This is a genomic window from candidate division WOR-3 bacterium (assembly GCA_029858255.1).
Lineage (GTDB): Bacteria > Hydrothermota > Tepidihabitantia > SM23-42 > SM23-42 > SM23-42.
In genome coordinates, this window is the sequence record JAOUFJ010000004.1 from 18,664 (window position 1) to 35,397 (window position 16,734).

Consider the following 16,734-nt stretch of genomic DNA (forward strand, 5'->3'; position numbering starts at 1 on the left):
GAAAGGAGTCTGAACATGCCAAGAACGAAAAATGTCCCCCAGACGCGCAAAAGGCGAAAAAAGTGGCTGAAACAGGCAAAAGGCTACTGGGGAGGAAAGCACCGACTCTACAAGACGGCGCGGATTGCCGTGATGAAGGCCTGGCTTTCCGCATATCGCGAAAGGAAGAGGAAAAAACGCGTATTCCGTGCATTGTGGATAACCAGAATAAACGCAGCACTCCGTGCGAAGGGCATGAAATATTCACAGTTTATCCACATTCTGAAGAAGAATAATATCGACCTCGACCGCAAGACTCTGGCCAGTATTGCCTATGAATACCCTGAGCAGTTCGACAAGCTCATCGAGATCTGCAGGACCGAGGAACAAAAAGGCAAGACAAAAAATGCAGGAAAAACTGAATAGCTTGGAGAAAGAAATCCGCCTTTCCCTCGAACAGGCAAAAGATCCTGCAAGGCTGGAGGAATTGAGGATCAAGTACCTCGGACGAAAGGGCGAGATCAACAGGCTATTCAAAGAACTTGCGCAGCTTCCGCCGGAGGAAAAGAAAGCCTACGGTGAAGTCATCAACAAACTGAAGAACGCTATAACAAGTGATCTGAACTCAAGGCTCGAAAAATTCAAGGATAAATCAAAAGGCGAGTTTGAATTACTGCTGCCAGGGAAAATACCACCGGTCGGCCATCTTCATCCCTTGACCAAGGTTTTTGATGAGATAGTAACATTTTTTAAGAGTTATGGCTTCACGGTCGAAACCGGCCCTGAAATCGAATATGACTGGTACAATTTCGGAGCCCTGAACATGGCAAAGGATCACCCAGCCCGCGATATGTTCTCGAGTTTCTTCATAAAAGACGATCTACTACTTCGAAGTCACACATCCCCGGTGCAGATAAGGACCATGGAAAAGCAGAAACCCCCGGTCAAAATAATCTGCCCTGGACGCTGCTACAGGTATGATGCGTTTGATGCCAGCCATTCACCTGTCTTCCATCAGGTTGAAGCATTGTATGTTGACAAGGGTGTTTCGTTTGGCGAGCTCAAGTGGATTCTCAGCGAATTCGTAAAATATATCTTTGGCCGGAAGACAAAATACCAGATACGCCCATCCTTCTTTCCGTTCACAGAGCCGTCCGGTGAATTGGCCGTCAGCTGCATGGTTTGTGGCGGCACCGGTTGTTCGGTATGCGGAAGCAGCGGATGGTTAGAAGTCCTCGGGTGTGGCATGGTCCACCCGAATGTTCTAAAGAACGTGAAGATATCTCCGAAGAAGTATTCGGGCTACGCCCTCGGTATGGGCGTTGAACGCGTGGCAATGATCAAGTACGTTATCGATGATATCAGGGTTTTCTACAATAATGACATAAGGTTTTTGGCACAATTTTAATCGGCTATGTTGATCATGATTACAGAGATAATAAACAAGATTACAGAGACACAAAAAAAGATTACGGTGATAAGATATCGCTGTAATCTATCTGTTCATCGCTGTAATCATTGCCGAACGGCAGTGAGGCGGTAATGCTATTTTCGATCAAATGGCTTGAGGAATTCTTACGAACAAAACTGGATATTGTCAGGTTGGAGAAGGTCTGTTTAAATCTCGGACTTGAAATAGAAGATAGAATCAATTACGCGCCGCAGGATATCGTCATTGGCAAGATTACTTCTATAAGACCTCATCCTCGGCAGAAGAATTTGGATATCTTGAAAGTCAGAACCAAGCGCGATAAGACAATCGTAACCGCGGCGAAGAATATCAAAAAAGGAGATTTCGTTCTTGTCGTCGATGCAGGTTCAAAGCTCAACGAAACCCTGGTCACCGAAAAGAAATTCGCCGGGGCCAAGTCTGAAGGAGTACTGGTAAGCGAACAAGAATTGGGCCTTGCTGAATCGTCAACCGGCGTCATTGTTCTGGAGAAAGGCAAGCCGGGCGCATCGTTCTCTTCATATTTTGACGACCTGGTCGTCGATATTGGCGCAACACCCAACCGTCCCGACTGGCTGTCCCTGGAAGGTATTGCCCGTGAGATATCCGGCAGTCTCGGAATAGACTATTCCAAATTGAGTTCACTAGACCGAATGTATGATCCCGTGCAGAAGAACAAAGCAGGCATTTTCAAGATAAAGATCGAAGATCTGAGCGGCTGCCCCAGGTATACAGGACGTGTTTTTGACGAAGTCAGGGTGGCCGAATCCCCGTTCTGGCTGAAGTGGCGTCTGCACTGCATGGGTATGAACGGGATAAATAATATCGTGGATATTACCAACCTGATAATGCTCCTGACCGGACAACCGCTGCACCCGTTTGACGCCGACCTGCTACGGGGAGGTATATTCATCCGTAACGCAAAACCGGGCGAGAGATTCGTGACCCTCGACGGCACGATCCTAAAACTCTCCGCTGAGGATCTGGTCATCGCAGATCGCGATGGGCCGGTTGCACTGGCCGGGGTCATCGGTGCGAAACGTGCACAGATATCCCGTGCAACAAAGAGAGTAATGCTCGAGAGTGCTTACTTCGACCCTAAACGCATTGGGCATACGGCACGACGTCTCGGTATAATGACCGATGCTTCAACACGATTTGAACGAGGTGGGGACATTGCAGTAGTCGATGCGGCTTCATCAATGGCCGGCGAGCTTTTCACCCGGCATGCAGGTTGCAGGGAAGCAGAATTTGTCGGCCAGGGCAAAAAATTCATTCCTAAGACGGTGCGTTTTTCACTGCCGCGTATGAACGAAATACTTTCTCTCGAACTTACATCTAAAGAGGTTAAACAAATTTTGGGAAGAATTAACATTCGGGTCTCTGGTTCTACGTCCCTTGCCGCGAAGATACCCCATTACAGGCGTGATATTCATATTGAGGAAGATATATTCGAAGAAATCGCACGGGTTTACGGTTACGAACGAATTCCTGAAACCGAGCCCACGAGATGTGCTGGACGAGCACAAATCAGCAGAGCCAGTGTTTACGAAGAAAAGATCAGAAACTATCTGGTTGGACAGGGTTTCGACGAGACGTATACCCTTTCATTGATGTCGTCCAAACTGCTCGCGGATGCCGGTTATGGGCAGTTTGTAAAGATCAAGAATCCGCTCAACGAGCGGTTCGATGCACTTAGACCAACACTCTTATTCGGGTTGTTGGATGCTCTTAATTACAATCTATCTAAAGGGAATATATCCCTCAGGTTATTTGAACGGGGAAATGTACTTTTGACTAAACCACCGTATCAAGAACGCCGGCTGGGCGTAATACTGGGTGGCGACCGTAACCGAGATTTCTGGCAAAAGGAAGAAGACAGACTCGACTACTTTGATGCTAAGGGCGTTGTCGAAAGTTTGTTTGAAATTCTGCATATTTCAGACATTAACTTCAAACCTGCCGCCAGGAAAGGTTTCAGTCATGGCGTCACGATTCATGTCTCGGGTAAAGAACTCGGCTTCTTGGCTTCTCTCGATACGGAACTATGCAAGGAACCATACTACTTCTTCGAACTGACAATGGAACCATTGTGGGATGTGATCGAAGATGCATTCTACATGCCTCCACCCAAGTTTCCTGCAAACACGAGAGATTTATCTTTCGTCACAGATGACAAAGTGCAGGTTCCCGATATGATCAATGCAATATCCAGAATCGGAGGTCCGATCCTCGAACGAGTTGTGCTTTTTGATTACTATAAAGGGGAAAATTTAGGTCCCATGAAAAAAAGCTTAGGATTCCGTCTGCACTTTCGGGCACCAGACCGAACCCTTACTGATAGAGAAGTGGATGTCTTCATCAAGAGAATCACTCAAGAGGCGCTAAAGACATTCAATGCAAGTCTTAGAACAAAGGAGTAGAGTTGGACGAATTGACTAAGCTTGAAGAACGAATCGACAAGTTGGTTTCCCTGATCCGTGAATTGAGGCAGAAAGTCGAGGATTTAGAGGAAAACAACGGTCGTTTGCAGAATACTAAGCAAGAGGTTAAAAAAAGGGTTGATGGCTTGATAGAGAAGGTTGATAATCTGTTAATATAGGAGACGAGTTGAAGAAAACTGAGGTTATCGTTAACATCTTTGGAAATGATTATCGTGTCATTTCCGATGATGTGGATACCGAACGAATAAAGGAAGTCGCCGAGATCGTCGATGCCAAGATGAAAGAGATCCACCGCGAATTTCCCTTGCCTTCGACAACAAAAATCGCCGTTCTTGCGTGTCTGAACTTGGTTGACGACTATCTTCAACGTGAGAATCAAATGAACAAGAAGTTGTCCGGTATGGAAGAGAGGATAAGGTCTCTTATCCTCAAGATAGACGAAGCAGTTCCTTAATTCGTTCCCTGCAGTGCCCGTGATCGGTATGAAGTCTTGAGCCAACACCCATCTTAAGGGAGCCAAGTTCGATCAGGGATTTTACCCGAATTCGACTGGCACCCACCTTAACCTTGGGTTCAAAGACTTTTTACCACACGGCACTTGCGGGGAGCTTTATAAAATTGCCTCCGGGGGAGGTAAGGAGTCTTTATGATAACCTATACGTTTATCGCAATCGCCATTTTAATTCTGGCGGTCGTTTCAGCAATTTTCTTGTATCTACGTTTTGGCAAATCAAAATTGGCAAGCGCTTCGCTCGAAGCAAACCGCATAATAGAAGAAGCAAAAAGAGACGCTGAAAACAGCCGCAAAGCGGCCGACATTGCTGCCAAGGAGCATTGGTATCAGGAAAAAGTTAAGTTTGAAAAGGAAACAGCCTCACGGCGCAAGGAAATCGACCGGGCTGAGAAGAGGCTGTCGGAAAAAGAACGGGTTTTGGACAGGCATGAGCATCTGATCGTCGACCGTGAAAAGGAACTGATGACGATGCAACATGATCTCCAGAACAAGGAAAGAATAATCCATGCAAAATCCGAGAGATTCGATCAGATGATCCGGGAGCAGAATGAAGCGCTGCAGAAAATCGCGAATCTGTCAAAGGATGAGGCAAAAGTAATGCTCATGAGAAATCTCGAAGCCGAGGCCAGACATGAAGCCGCATCACTTATCAATCAAATAAAAGAAGAAGCCAAGGCAAAGGCTGAAGAGAGCTCCCGTGAAGTGATACTTCAGGTCATTCAGCGATGTGCAACAGCACACACCGCTGATACAACAATATCCGTGGTCCCGATCCCTTCGGACGAGATGAAGGGTCGCATCATCGGTCGTGAAGGAAGAAACATCCGCGCTTTCGAGAATCTTACCGGCGTCGAGGTTGTAATTGATGACACCCCGGAAATGATATCGCTCTCTTGTTTTGACCCTATCAGGAGAGAAGTGGCCCGTATTTCCATGGAGAAACTGATCACGGATGGTCGAATACATCCCTCAAGAATCGAAGACGTTGTACAGACCGCTCGAAAGGAAATCGAGGGTATCATAAAAAACACTGGCGAAGAAGTAGTACTCGAACTCGGCATCATCGGGGTCGCGCCAGAGGTGGTTAAATACCTCGGTAAGATGAAATATCGCACCAGTTATGGTCAGAATCTATTGCAGCATTCAAGAGAAGTCGCTTCCTTGTCCGCACTGCTTGCCCAGGAATTGGGTTTGGATCAAACGACCGCGAAGCGTGCGGGATTATTGCACGATCTGGGCAAGGTCGCCGATGGCACATTTGAAGGCTCCCATGCACACATCGGAGCTGAAATTGCAGGGAAGTTCGGAGAAGGCGAGATAATTGCCAATGCAATTGCCGCTCACCACGAAGAAGTGAAACCCATGTCATCCTACGCGGCAATTGTCGAAATTGCAGATTCGATATCTGGTTCCAGGCCCGGCGCACGCCGTGAAACGATCGAAGCATACATAAAAAGACTCAACACGCTCGAAGAACTTGCTTCGTCATTTGATGGAGTTGAGAGAGTATTTGCGATACAGGCAGGGCGTGAAATACGTGTGATGGTGCATCCCGAGAAGATCTCCGATATCGAGGCCGAAAGCCTTGCCCATGATATCGCGCGCCGCATTGAGAAGGAAACACAATATCCAGGGCAGATAAAAGTCACCGTGATACGTGAAAAGAGGGTGGTCGAAACGGCGAAATAAACTCCTGGACACAGAAGTCAAGAAGGTGAGAAACTTGATAGGATAGAAATTGAGAAGATAAGAGGCTGAGAAAGAACGAAACGGAATGATGTAGAGCCAATCTTGTCCAATCCCAAACAAAAATACGTCGATGATGATACCAACGAGATTGACGGTTTTTTAATTTCGCAATTCGCATTTCCAAATTCGAAATTTTGTATAAACGATATTAGCGGTAATAACGAACTAAACGAGATTAACGTCTTTTATCAAAGCAAAATCCCCATCACATCCGCAGTAAGAAGAATAAGAAAATGCAGGATAATGCACGGCAAGAAACTGCGAGCCCTCAGGGCGATCAACCCAAGAAATATACCGGCAATGACCGCGCCGTAAGCCTCGAGCTGCGGCTTCTTGAAGTGTGCGAGCCCGAATGCAATCGCCTGCACGAGCACACTCATGCGGCCAAAACTCCGCTCAAGCCCGAAAAGCATGAAACCCCGGAAGAAAAACTCCCATCCTATCATGTACCAGAGCTGCACCATTTGATAGAAGAAGAAATACCCCATACCCTGCGTCGCCTTGCGGTACAGCGGATAAACATGCTTCAGGTTCGTGAATCTGAAAGCAACGAAGAGAATAACCAGGAATATCAGATAGTAAAACAGAACATCCCTGAGCCATACCTTTGGGTTACCGAGGGCGATACCGTAATCTCTCGGCGATCGCTTGAAAGCAACGAGAAGAACAAAAGGCGCTATACCGTAAAGCGTACCGACCACGAGTAGCCGTTCCATAAATATCTCCCGTGGAAGAATGAAGTGGGTTCGACGCATGAACATGGCAAAAAGCAGTATCGTCGTGGAGTACATTGCGATAACCAGGGCCTCGCGGTCGATTTTCTTCAACTCATTTGCATAATCCCTGATAATTTTCAGCATGGCTTCATTATACACCTAACTTCGTATCAATCAAGGACCTTTCACACATACCAGCAGTTAAAGAAAATCATCGGTGGGTATAACTGAATTCCAAAAGCCAAACACTAAATACTAAATTCGAAATCCTAAACAAATCCAAATCTCAAAATACAAATGACCAAAAATATCGATTCAGCGTTGATACTAACGGAATTAACGAGATTAGCGGGATTAACGAAATCAACGGGCATAATGAAATTAGCGAGAATAACGTATTCAGTATCAGTGTTTCACGAATACGAGTTACGAATACGACAGACGTTTCATGTGAATAGTCCCTTGATTTCCCCTCTAATTTGCCTACAATTTCGCATGAAGGTAGTATTGATCGCACTTCTCCTGACTCAGTCACCTCACGAGACAAATCCAGTGAAGATCGTCACGGGTACTTTCTTAAAACTTTATCAAACATTGATATCTCCATCTCAGGGTGATGTCTGCAACTTCTCCCCTTCCTGCTCTCATTTCGCCAGCAAGTCAATTGACACCCACGGGATCTTCTGGGGTTCGCTAATGGCGTCAGACCGGTTGCTTCGCTGCAATCCGTGGGTGCATCAATCTTTTAACAAATACTATGTGGGGATAAAGGACCGTAAATACTACGATCCCATTGAAAACAACTTCATACTGAAGCCGATCCAAAGGCATCAGCGCAAAGATACCGTGAGCAAAGCGAGAAATTGAGTAAAGTACTTTGAGTATGATAATTCTGATATTTCTTCTCATTGGCAAGGTTGATTTATTCGAACCCCATAATATTCAGGCGTTTGCCGACTATCTCTATGACCGGGAGGACTACACTGCTGCACTGGGTGAATACCGCAGATATCAATTCCTCACCGATTCAGTCGAAACTTATATCCATGAAAGGATCGTCGACTGCCTGACACGTTTGGAAAGATACGAAGAGGCAATCGTCGCCGCAGATAACTTCGCCGATGCAAATAAACGCAATTTCACCAAAGGGTTGGTCTATTTCACGTCGGGGGCTCTGGATTCCTCACGTAAATATCTCGAGTCGGTTGACATTCCATATGACGGTGATGCGCGCAGGTTGATCGGCCTGGGATACGCTTACGAGTTCAACTTCGATAAAGCCGCCGCGTATATCCCGCTCCCTGAGAACCCGCCTTCCTACAAACAACCGGCACTTGGAGCTCTTTTTTCGATCGTGCCGGGCGGGGGTCACTTCTATACCGGGCGATTTGGTGACGGGATCTATTCATTCCTCGTCGTTGGCACCGCAGCGTTACTTTCTTATTACTATTATGACCGGGACGAAAAAGTCAAATTCGGTTTTTCGCTCGGTGCTGCGATACTGTTCTACGCCGGCAATATTTATGGCGGCATCAATTCGGTACGCAACTACAACTACTATGAAAATGAGAGATATCTTCAGCAGATCATCCTCAGAGAATAGCCATCATCCGTAACGATGTGCATATTGCTCGCGCTGTGCGCTCAACTCACTCTGGCTGATTCGCTATACGCGCACGGTTATCATGATGCCGCGCGTATCGAATATCTAAGATGTTTTTTCTTCTACCCTGAACTCAGACAGGAACTAAGACCAAGGTTGAATTATGCGATATCCGTGCTCGAGAGCGACGAACTGAGCGGCATCGAAGAGCTATATGGCATTGTTAATGACTTTCCAGAGCTACCAGACAGCGTGATCGATGAAATCGCCACAAAATACATGGAAGCCGGCCGATATTATCTGGCGACAAATCTGCTGGAAAAAGAAGAGGACAATGATCTCCTCGGTGTCGCATATCTCTTGGATGATCAACTCATCAATGCACGTAATACATTCCTCAGGAACGGAAACTATGAAATGGCGGCGAAAATTGAAGATTTCTTGCAGCATCCAATGAAATCCGAAAAAACCGCTCTTCTGCTGTCACTCTTCTTGCCAGGTTCAGGCCAGATCTATGCCGGCAATCTGCGTCGCGGAATCATGGATTTTCTCGTCAATCTCGGTTCTGGATACCTGTTCTATAACGCTGTTAAACAGCAAAAGTATGTCGATGCGAGTCTGATATTCTTTTTCCTCGTCAACCGATTTTACCTCGGGTCCCTTAACAACGCCCAAAAATCGGCTCTCGAATACAATGAAAAATATATCACAGAGTGGCGAAAAAACGTTGTTAAACCATATTTTGAGCATGATGTTGACCCACGTTGAGATATGCATTAGCGACGCAGCGCTGCAGCGAAGCTGCGGTCTTGACAAAAACTGAGTAGTATGTATAATAGCTCAAATAGGCATTTGTCCAAGTTGTAGCTGATTTGGCTCAATTCAGCGGACAAGCGGGCCTATAGCTCAGTTGGTTAGAGCGCACGCCTGATAAGCGTGAGGTGAGTGGTTCGATTCCACTTAGGCCCATGACCGGAAAGTTAGAAAGGATGAATGTGTTTCTATATCCGGCACAAAGGAGTTGCACCCATGACGGTGCAACATTAGAATAGGAAATAAGGGCAGTAGATTTTGCCCTGGGTAGTGTTAGAAAAAGGAGGAAAAATGATTAGGATCGCAACACTACTGGTGATAGTTGCTTGCCTGACAGTGATCGGGTGCCAGCCTCCAGAAGGCATGGCAGGTCCGACCAAAGAGGAATTCGATGCCCTGAAGATGCAGGTGGAAACCCTTCAGACCGACGTTGCAGATATGCAAGCTGCGATGGATTCTTTCATCGAACAATACAATATGCACATGGATAAATACCACAAAGGTGGCGCAACTGTAACCAAACCAACCACGCCAAGTGGTGGCGTGAAACCACCCACTCAAAAGTAAGGAGGAGATATGAAAAAACTGATAGGCATTACTCTTGCGGTGTCGGCACTTCTGATCGTTATCGGCTGTGAAGGTGAAGGAGACGGATTAGAAGCGCCAAACGTAACATATGATGTGATTGACGCTGGCGCAACCCTGGCTCTGGAATGGGATGCAGTAGATGGCGCCGACGGCTATTACATATATGCGGACGGAATCCTGATCGATTCGACAACAGGAACAGACTACGACGCGACCGTGCCTGCAGGATTCTACGGAGTTTCTGCATATGCCGGCGAGGACGAAAGTGCTACAGACGAGGTTGATTGTACACCGGTTGAAACAGCTAGCATTACCGTTTACGGCAACAGCGACCCTGATCCAGATCACCCGAGCGGTATCGGCTTTGCATCAGATGGTAGCTGCATAACTCTTGCACTTAGCGAAACGACGAATCATCCGCTCATCGATTTCTATTTTGACGATGCTAACTTCGTGAACCTGACGATCGTGTCTCCAGGCGATCATCAGCCAACCCCCTACAATGACGAGGAGAACACCACGGCCGCAAGCGGCAATGACTATGATGCCCTTGAGATCGCCGCCGAACCCGGCGTGGGTTTGTACAATACTCAGCGAACTCTGAACAACAACGCGGTTCTCTCATTCTGGATCGATCCGAGTCCGCCGAACTGGGGTGCGGTCGATGACTACTTTGGAAAGATAAAAGTCGTCAGCATCACTGGCACTGGACCCTATATGGCCGTGCTCAACGTTGCTTACCAACCAATTGCCGGTTTGCGTTGGGTGGTCACGCAATAGTACACACCTTTTAGAGAAAAGGGCGGGCATTGCCCGCCCTTTTTTTTGGCGTGTCATGGGGTCAGGTCTTGACTATTGACAAATCTCTTCGCCAATCCAAAATATCCCCCTGGTTGTATGTCCAGATAAAGAAGAAGTAAATTCATCCATTGTACGCAATTGTCAATAGTCAAGACCTGACCCCAGAGTTGTCGCAAATACTTCTCGATGCACTTCGCTCACTCGAAGAATAAAAAAGTATAGGCATGTACATCAACCCAATAGCGGAGATACAAAGCACTCGTTCTACGCCTACCTCAGTTGACTTCTGCCCGATTTGCATGTATAATTCACGCGATGAAGAACCAAGGAGGAATTGTGAAGCAATCTATTAGATTATTGAGCCTCAGTGTGGGCATTTTAGCTGTCGTTGTACTATCAGGATGCGAGGGTGAAGGGGACGGCAGCGCGCCCTTAAATGTTGTGCTCACCGGAACCAATTACGGACAGGAGGTCCTGCTTTCCTGGGAAGAGCCATCCAGCGGTCCACCCGGTAATTACATGATCTACTTCCGGGAATTCGACGCCACGGATTTCGTTCTCGGCGCAACGATCAACGGCGACACCATGGAATATGCCCATGACCCGGCAGGATCGACCGGAGACTACTATGTAGCCGCAAGATTCGGCAACACTGAATACGGTTCAGATACCGTGACAACCATACCCGTTCACACCGATATAGTTCTCATTTCGGAACTGAACGCAGCTGGAGAATCAGGATATGGGTGGGCTCTGGTCGAAGATTTCAGCGGTATTCTCTATGCCATCACCGATGCTTCAAATGCTCCGCTTGTTGACTTCTATGTCACTAATTTCGCGAATGATTCCCCCAGCGGACCATGGCCAGCACCATGGTACATTGCGAGTCCGGATACCGCCGTCGATGATCCAGGCGGCACTTCAGTTCCTCAGGCTGAATGGCGTCAAAACTGGTTTTCAGACCCGCTGCTTGACCCGCAGGCGATACTGCCCAATTTCGCACCAACCACATATTTCAAATGCATGAATGGTATAGAAGATGATACAACGTACATCGGCGTATACCTCAATACGGAGCAGCATTACGCGCTTGCCAAATTCTTTGATGCAGATACGACGACCGGTACTCTCCAGGTAGAAACCTGGTTCCAGAGCGTGCCGGATCTGCGTCTCATCGCCCATTAGGTGCATGGGGTCAGGTCTTGACTATTGACAAATCTCTTCGCCAGTCCAAAATATCCCCCCTGGTTGTATGTCCAGATAAAGAAGAAGTAAATTCGTCCATTGTACGCAATTGTCAATAGTCAAGACCTGACCCCAACCTGCCGTAATTGACTTCACCCATTTTTCAATGTATAATAACGTCTCAGGAGGAACAATGAGAAAAGTGTTATTCTTAATGCTTACAGTAGTAATATTCTCCTATGCCCAGTGTTTATCAGCACCAATAAGCACCAGGGTGGGCGTTAAGTTCGGATTCAACCCGGGAACATACAACCTTGATGACGGACTTGTTGAATTCAAGGGCACGGGCGTGCATTTCGGCTTCGGAATGGGGACCGACATCCTGAACTTGATAGCCCTTGATATGGGTGCACAGTTCAGAACAACGAATTACAGCCGCGACGTGTTATCGGTCAAACATACCATTTCATACAACAATCTATATTTTCCGTTCTTTCTTTCATTAAAAGCGGGCATGTTACCACTGATATCCCCTTATGTTGGTGCCGGTGTCGGTATCAATGTCCAATTCAACGGTACGAACAGGCTTGAGTCTAACGGTCTCGTTGTGGAAACGCCCATCGAGGGTTCTAACACAAATGTCTTTTTGATACTCGGACTCGGTGCTGAGATAAAACTACTCAAATTCAGAATCATGCCTGAATTCACTGCAAACATCAATGCCCAGGCCGATGATGCGGCTACCGAAACCCGCACAGAAGAGAATGTTGATTATCATTTTTCAGTCGGCTTTTATTACGCACCATAGTCCTCTTGATGCACGAATACGGCATCGATATTGGTTCAGTGAGTATCAAGCTCGCCGAATTCTCAAACGGCAGGCTTGTTCAGACCCGATACATAAAACACCAAGGGCAGCCTTATAATCTGCTGCTCAGTATATTAAAGTCAGCAGAAAAGATTGACCGGCTTGTCATGACCGGCAGTCTGGTCGAACCCCTGACCGATCTGCTCGGTGCAGTGCGTATTAACGAAGTTGAAGCTACTGCAGCCGCGATAATGCATTTCCATCCCGAGGTGAGATCGATCATCGAAATCGGCGGCGAAGATTCTAAACTCATCAACGTCAACGGAGGCATACGGGATTTTGCATCAAATACGATATGTGCTGCCGGGACCGGCATATTCCTGGATCAACAAGCCAGAAGATTATGCTATGATATTGATGATTTAGGTGACGTCGCACTGCGGGCGAAGAAGCCGGCCCGCATTGCCGGGCGCTGTTCAGTCTTTGCCAAGAGCGATATGATCCATTTACAGCAGATTGGAACCGCCCCCGACGATCTGATCGCCGGGCTGTGTCTTGCCCTGGCCCGCAATTTCAAGAGCGTGATCGCCAAAGGAAGAGAGATCGAAACACCCGTAGCATTCGTCGGCGGCGTGGCCGCAAACAAAGGTATGATAAAGGCATTCCATGAAACACTGCAAATTTCACCAGGGCAATTGCTGGTCCCTAAACACCATAACTCCGTAGGTGCAATAGGCGCCGTGCTCGCCGCAAGAAAATCGAATCTTCAATCGACATATAGGGGTCATGACAAACTGGCCGAATGGCTTGCCCTGCCAAAAATAGTGAAACGGCTGCCACCGCTGGATGGTAAAATGCGCAGGCCTCCTACGCTATCTTCGACCATCCCGGCTCAAAAAACAACTGCCTATCTGGGCATAGATGTGGGATCAATCTCGACCAATCTTGTACTTATCGACGAAGAGGGAAACGTCCTGGGACGCAAATACCTCTGGACCCGAGGACGGCCGATCGAGGTGGTACTGGAAGGACTGGCCGAACTGAGCTCCGAGATCGGGGACAAGGTTGATATTGCCGGCGCCGGGACCACGGGCTCTGGAAGGTATCTGATTGGCGAGTTCATAGGTGCCGATATCATCAAGAATGAAATAACTGCCCAGGCAAGGGCGGCATTCGAGATCGATCCTATGGTCGATACGATATTCGAGATCGGCGGGCAAGATTCCAAATTCATAAGTCTGCGCAACAGAACGATCGTCGATTTTGAAATGAATAAAGTCTGTGCCGCAGGTACTGGTTCGTTCCTCGAGGAGCAGGCCGAAATTCTCGGCGTCGAGCTGAAAGAATTCGGTGACCTTGCACTACAGGCAAAATCACCGATCAATCTCGGTGAGAGATGCACAGTATTCATAAATTCTGAAGTAATACATCAACAAAAAGATACACAAGAGCGCGAAAACCTGCTTGCCGGCCTGGGCTATTCGATAGTGTACAATTACCTCAACCGCGTTGTCAGCGGCAAGGAAATAGGCAAAAAGATATTCTTCCAGGGTGGGGTAGCAGCGAACAAATCCGTTGTCTCAGCATTCGAGGAAGTACTGCAAAAAGAAATCGTAGTTCCTCCCAACTACGATGTGACCGGTGCGATTGGCATAGCCCTGATCGTGCGCGACTCAAGCATTAAGCGCACCAAATTCAGAGGCCTCAATCTTGCATCGAAATCATACACCTCGATTTCATTCACATGCAAGGACTGTAGCAACGCATGTGAAATAAATGAAATAGCTATCGCCGGCGAGGAGATTATCCATTATGGCGGTCGCTGCGGAAAATATGAAGAAAAAGAGAAAAAAAATGACAAGGTAATTCCAGATCTATTCAAACTTCGCAATGATATCTTTTTCAGAACGGAACAAACGACCGGACCCGAAATCGGTGTGCCGAGATGTCTGATCATGTATGAATTGTTTCCCTTTTTCTACGAATTTCTCAAACAACTGGGATTTAATCCGGTCCTGTCCGAACCGACGACACGCAAGGTGATTGAATATGGATCTGAACTGGCGCTTGCCGACACTTGTTTGCCGGTCAAGGTTGCCCTCGGTCAGATACAAAGCCTGCTCGGCAAGGGAATTGACCGGCTCTTCATACCAAGCGTCATTACCATGCAGCCCCAGGATGAGATTTTTCCGCGCAGCTATGTCTGTCCGTACGTCCAAGCACTCCCTTACCTCACGAGGGCCGTGTTTGGCGAAGAAGTCGTAGTCCATGCACCCTATCTGCATTTCGACCGGGGGCAGGCAGGCGTCGAGGAATCCCTGGTACAGTTCGGCAAGGATGTCGGCAAAACAAAAAAAGAGGTAAAAAGGGCGATAGAAAAAGCCCTGAATCACTGGGTCAATATTCAAAACGAGATCAAGAAACTCGGCAGAGATGTAATGGAGCAAATAGAACACACGGCATTTGTTGTGTGTTCAAGACCATACAATGGTTTTGACGTGGGAATGAACCTGAACTTACCAAAGAAACTTCGCGATCTCGGAGTACTGGCTATACCGCTCGATTTTCTTGATCTGGACTACAAATCAATCAAGACAGATTTCAGCAACATGTACTGGCATTATGGCCAACGTATCATGTCGGCGGCCGAACTGATCAGAAAAGATGAACGTCTTTTCCCGGTATATTTATCTAATTTCGCCTGCGGGCCCGATTCCTTCCTCACCCGGTTCTTCCGAGAAAAGCTCGGGGCCAAACCATTCCTGCTGCTTGAAATAGATGAGCACTCCGGTGATGCCGGGTTCATAACGAGATGTGAAGCATTTTTGGATAGCATCAGAGGCGCGAGTAGATCCGGCGCGCCAAGAAAAATAAATCAACGCAGCGAAGTAAAAGAGGGAAGAACAATATACGTGCCATATATGTGCGACGGCGCGCGTGTCCTTGCCGGCGCAATGAAGCGTGCTGGCATCGATGCTGAGGTTCTGCCCAAGCCCGATGAAGAATCTATCAGCATTGGCCGGCAGTATACCTCGGGTCGAGAATGCATCCCGGCCATCATCACGGCTGGTGACATGGTAAAGAAGATAAACTCACCTGACTTTGACCCACAGAGCAGCGGATTCTTTATGGCTCAAGGTTCTGGTCCCTGTCGCTTCGGACAGTACTACAGACTGCATCGCATCATTCTCGACGAGCTGGGACACGGAGATATTCCGATCTATGCACCGAATCAGGGTCCGAGCTTGTTTGATGACCTCGGCACAATGGGAATCACTTTTCTCACGTCGGCATGGGACGGCGTATGCGCGGTCGATGCGTTAGAGGCGAGGGCAAGAGAGATAAGACCATACGAAGCACATGCCGGACGAACAGAGGAGATATACAATAGATACCTCGACGATTTATGCATGCTGATCGAAAGGGGAAAAAGTATTGTTCCTTTGATTCGTGAGGCAAGAAAAGATTTTGATGCAATTCGGGTTGACCGCATCGATAAACCGAAGATTGGTATTGTTGGGGAGATCTACGTGCGCTCTCAGGAATTCAGCAACAATTTTGTGATCAGACGGCTTGAAGGCCTCGGCTGCGAGATAGCTTTACCGTCCATCGGTGAGTGGTTTCTATATCTGAATTTCACCAGAGTACGTAACTGTCGTTGGTTCCGACAATACCGCAGGGTAATATTCACGAAAATATTCGACCGCTATATGAAACACCGTCAGAAAAAGATATTTGGCATTCTCGGTCTCCAACCGGAGGCTTCGGTGCATAAACTTTTCGATCATGCCAGTTCTTATATGCACTCAACCCTGGAGGGTGAAGCGGTCATGACTATCGGCAAAACCATTGATTTCATCAAGGAAGGATTCGATGGTGTCGTGAATGTAATGCCGTTCACCTGCATGCCGGGGAATACTGTCACGTCTATCTACAAGAAGATCAAAGATGATTACCGTGATTTTCCGCTCTTTAATCTATCTGTCGATGGTCTCGACCATGCGGTCGACACCATGCGGCTGGAAACCTTCGTTGCACAAGCCAGAACGCACCAGCGGGTGGTAACCTTGACAACCAGTTAGTT

General features: G+C 47.5%; 15 protein-coding genes, 1 tRNA gene and 1 other RNA gene. 16 read left to right on the top strand and 1 reads right to left on the bottom strand.

The window, feature by feature from the left end:
• Positions 1–15: 15 nt before the first annotated feature.
• The 7 genes from rplT (at position 16) to rny (ending at position 6,076) form a co-directional block, all read left to right on the top strand.
• Positions 16–405, top strand: a complete 390-nt coding sequence (rplT, locus tag OEV79_03140; protein MDH4210426.1) for a 50S ribosomal protein L20 — start codon at positions 16–18, stop codon at positions 403–405.
• The gene (pheS, locus tag OEV79_03145) at positions 386–1,387 is read left to right on the top strand and encodes a phenylalanine--tRNA ligase subunit alpha (GenBank protein MDH4210427.1); all 1,002 of its coding nucleotides are present in this window, start codon (positions 386–388) and stop codon (positions 1,385–1,387) included. The genes rplT and pheS overlap by 20 nt, the downstream gene beginning before the upstream one ends.
• A gap of 134 nt (positions 1,388–1,521) precedes the next feature.
• Positions 1,522–3,852 (top strand): phenylalanine--tRNA ligase subunit beta, encoded by a 2,331-nt coding sequence (gene pheT, locus OEV79_03150; protein ID MDH4210428.1) that lies wholly within the window; start codon positions 1,522–1,524, stop codon positions 3,850–3,852.
• Between the two features lie 2 nt (positions 3,853–3,854).
• On the top strand, positions 3,855–4,031 hold the full coding sequence (locus OEV79_03155) for a hypothetical protein (protein ID MDH4210429.1): 177 nt from the start codon (positions 3,855–3,857) through the stop codon (positions 4,029–4,031).
• Positions 4,032–4,039: 8 nt separating this feature from the next.
• Positions 4,040–4,327 carry a cell division protein ZapA gene (locus tag OEV79_03160; GenBank protein ID MDH4210430.1) on the top strand — a complete coding sequence of 96 codons (288 nt, stop codon included), beginning with the start codon at positions 4,040–4,042 and terminating at the stop codon, positions 4,325–4,327.
• Positions 4,328–4,329: 2 nt separating this feature from the next.
• Positions 4,330–4,484: non-coding RNA, 6S RNA (ssrS, locus tag OEV79_03165), on the top strand.
• A 35-nt stretch (positions 4,485–4,519) separates the two neighbouring features.
• Positions 4,520–6,076: a ribonuclease Y gene (gene rny / locus OEV79_03170; GenBank protein ID MDH4210431.1), complete on the top strand. Its 1,557-nt coding sequence runs from the start codon at positions 4,520–4,522 to the stop codon at positions 6,074–6,076.
• A 248-nt stretch (positions 6,077–6,324) separates the two neighbouring features.
• Here the strand turns inward: rny and OEV79_03175 are convergent, their stop codons facing one another.
• Positions 6,325–6,996: a CPBP family intramembrane metalloprotease gene (locus OEV79_03175; protein MDH4210432.1), complete on the bottom strand. Its 672-nt coding sequence runs from the start codon at positions 6,994–6,996 to the stop codon at positions 6,325–6,327.
• Between the two features lie 351 nt (positions 6,997–7,347).
• On the opposite strand from OEV79_03175, the gene yidD reads away from it, so the two are divergent.
• The 9 genes from yidD (at position 7,348) to OEV79_03220 (ending at position 16,732) form a co-directional block, all read left to right on the top strand.
• On the top strand, positions 7,348–7,719 hold the full coding sequence (yidD, locus tag OEV79_03180; protein ID MDH4210433.1) for a membrane protein insertion efficiency factor YidD: 372 nt from the start codon (positions 7,348–7,350) through the stop codon (positions 7,717–7,719).
• A gap of 16 nt (positions 7,720–7,735) precedes the next feature.
• Entirely contained in the window at positions 7,736–8,455 is a 720-nt protein-coding gene (locus OEV79_03185; protein ID MDH4210434.1) for a hypothetical protein, read from the top strand.
• 15 nt (positions 8,456–8,470) lie between these two features.
• On the top strand, positions 8,471–9,223 hold the full coding sequence (locus OEV79_03190) for a hypothetical protein (protein ID MDH4210435.1): 753 nt from the start codon (positions 8,471–8,473) through the stop codon (positions 9,221–9,223).
• A 127-nt stretch (positions 9,224–9,350) separates the two neighbouring features.
• Positions 9,351–9,424: transfer RNA gene (locus tag OEV79_03195), tRNA-Ile, on the top strand.
• Between the two features lie 135 nt (positions 9,425–9,559).
• Positions 9,560–9,835: a hypothetical protein gene (locus OEV79_03200; protein ID MDH4210436.1), complete on the top strand. Its 276-nt coding sequence runs from the start codon at positions 9,560–9,562 to the stop codon at positions 9,833–9,835.
• Between the two features lie 9 nt (positions 9,836–9,844).
• Positions 9,845–10,636, top strand: coding sequence for a hypothetical protein (locus tag OEV79_03205; GenBank protein MDH4210437.1), 792 nt, complete (start codon positions 9,845–9,847; stop codon positions 10,634–10,636).
• Between the two features lie 336 nt (positions 10,637–10,972).
• Positions 10,973–11,842 (top strand): hypothetical protein, encoded by an 870-nt coding sequence (locus OEV79_03210; GenBank protein ID MDH4210438.1) that lies wholly within the window; start codon positions 10,973–10,975, stop codon positions 11,840–11,842.
• Between the two features lie 193 nt (positions 11,843–12,035).
• On the top strand, positions 12,036–12,650 hold the full coding sequence (locus OEV79_03215; protein MDH4210439.1) for an outer membrane beta-barrel protein: 615 nt from the start codon (positions 12,036–12,038) through the stop codon (positions 12,648–12,650).
• 8 nt (positions 12,651–12,658) lie between these two features.
• On the top strand, positions 12,659–16,732 hold the full coding sequence (locus OEV79_03220; protein MDH4210440.1) for an acyl-CoA dehydratase activase: 4,074 nt from the start codon (positions 12,659–12,661) through the stop codon (positions 16,730–16,732).
• The last annotated feature ends 2 nt before the right edge of the window (positions 16,733–16,734 follow it).

Coding starts and splice junctions, on each gene's coding strand:
- rplT (MDH4210426.1), top strand. CDS start 16: ATGCCAAGAACGAAAAATGTCCCCCAGACGCGCAAAAGGCGAAAAAAG.
- pheS (MDH4210427.1), top strand. CDS start 386: ATGCAGGAAAAACTGAATAGCTTGGAGAAAGAAATCCGCCTTTCCCTC.
- pheT (MDH4210428.1), top strand. CDS start 1,522: ATGCTATTTTCGATCAAATGGCTTGAGGAATTCTTACGAACAAAACTG.
- rny (MDH4210431.1), top strand. CDS start 4,520: ATGATAACCTATACGTTTATCGCAATCGCCATTTTAATTCTGGCGGTC.
- OEV79_03175 (MDH4210432.1), bottom strand. CDS start 6,996: ATGCTGAAAATTATCAGGGATTATGCAAATGAGTTGAAGAAAATCGAC.
- yidD (MDH4210433.1), top strand. CDS start 7,348: ATGAAGGTAGTATTGATCGCACTTCTCCTGACTCAGTCACCTCACGAG.
- OEV79_03185 (MDH4210434.1), top strand. CDS start 7,736: ATGATAATTCTGATATTTCTTCTCATTGGCAAGGTTGATTTATTCGAA.
- OEV79_03190 (MDH4210435.1), top strand. CDS start 8,471: ATGTGCATATTGCTCGCGCTGTGCGCTCAACTCACTCTGGCTGATTCG.
- OEV79_03200 (MDH4210436.1), top strand. CDS start 9,560: ATGATTAGGATCGCAACACTACTGGTGATAGTTGCTTGCCTGACAGTG.
- OEV79_03205 (MDH4210437.1), top strand. CDS start 9,845: ATGAAAAAACTGATAGGCATTACTCTTGCGGTGTCGGCACTTCTGATC.
- OEV79_03210 (MDH4210438.1), top strand. CDS start 10,973: ATGAAGAACCAAGGAGGAATTGTGAAGCAATCTATTAGATTATTGAGC.
- OEV79_03215 (MDH4210439.1), top strand. CDS start 12,036: ATGAGAAAAGTGTTATTCTTAATGCTTACAGTAGTAATATTCTCCTAT.
- OEV79_03220 (MDH4210440.1), top strand. CDS start 12,659: ATGCACGAATACGGCATCGATATTGGTTCAGTGAGTATCAAGCTCGCC.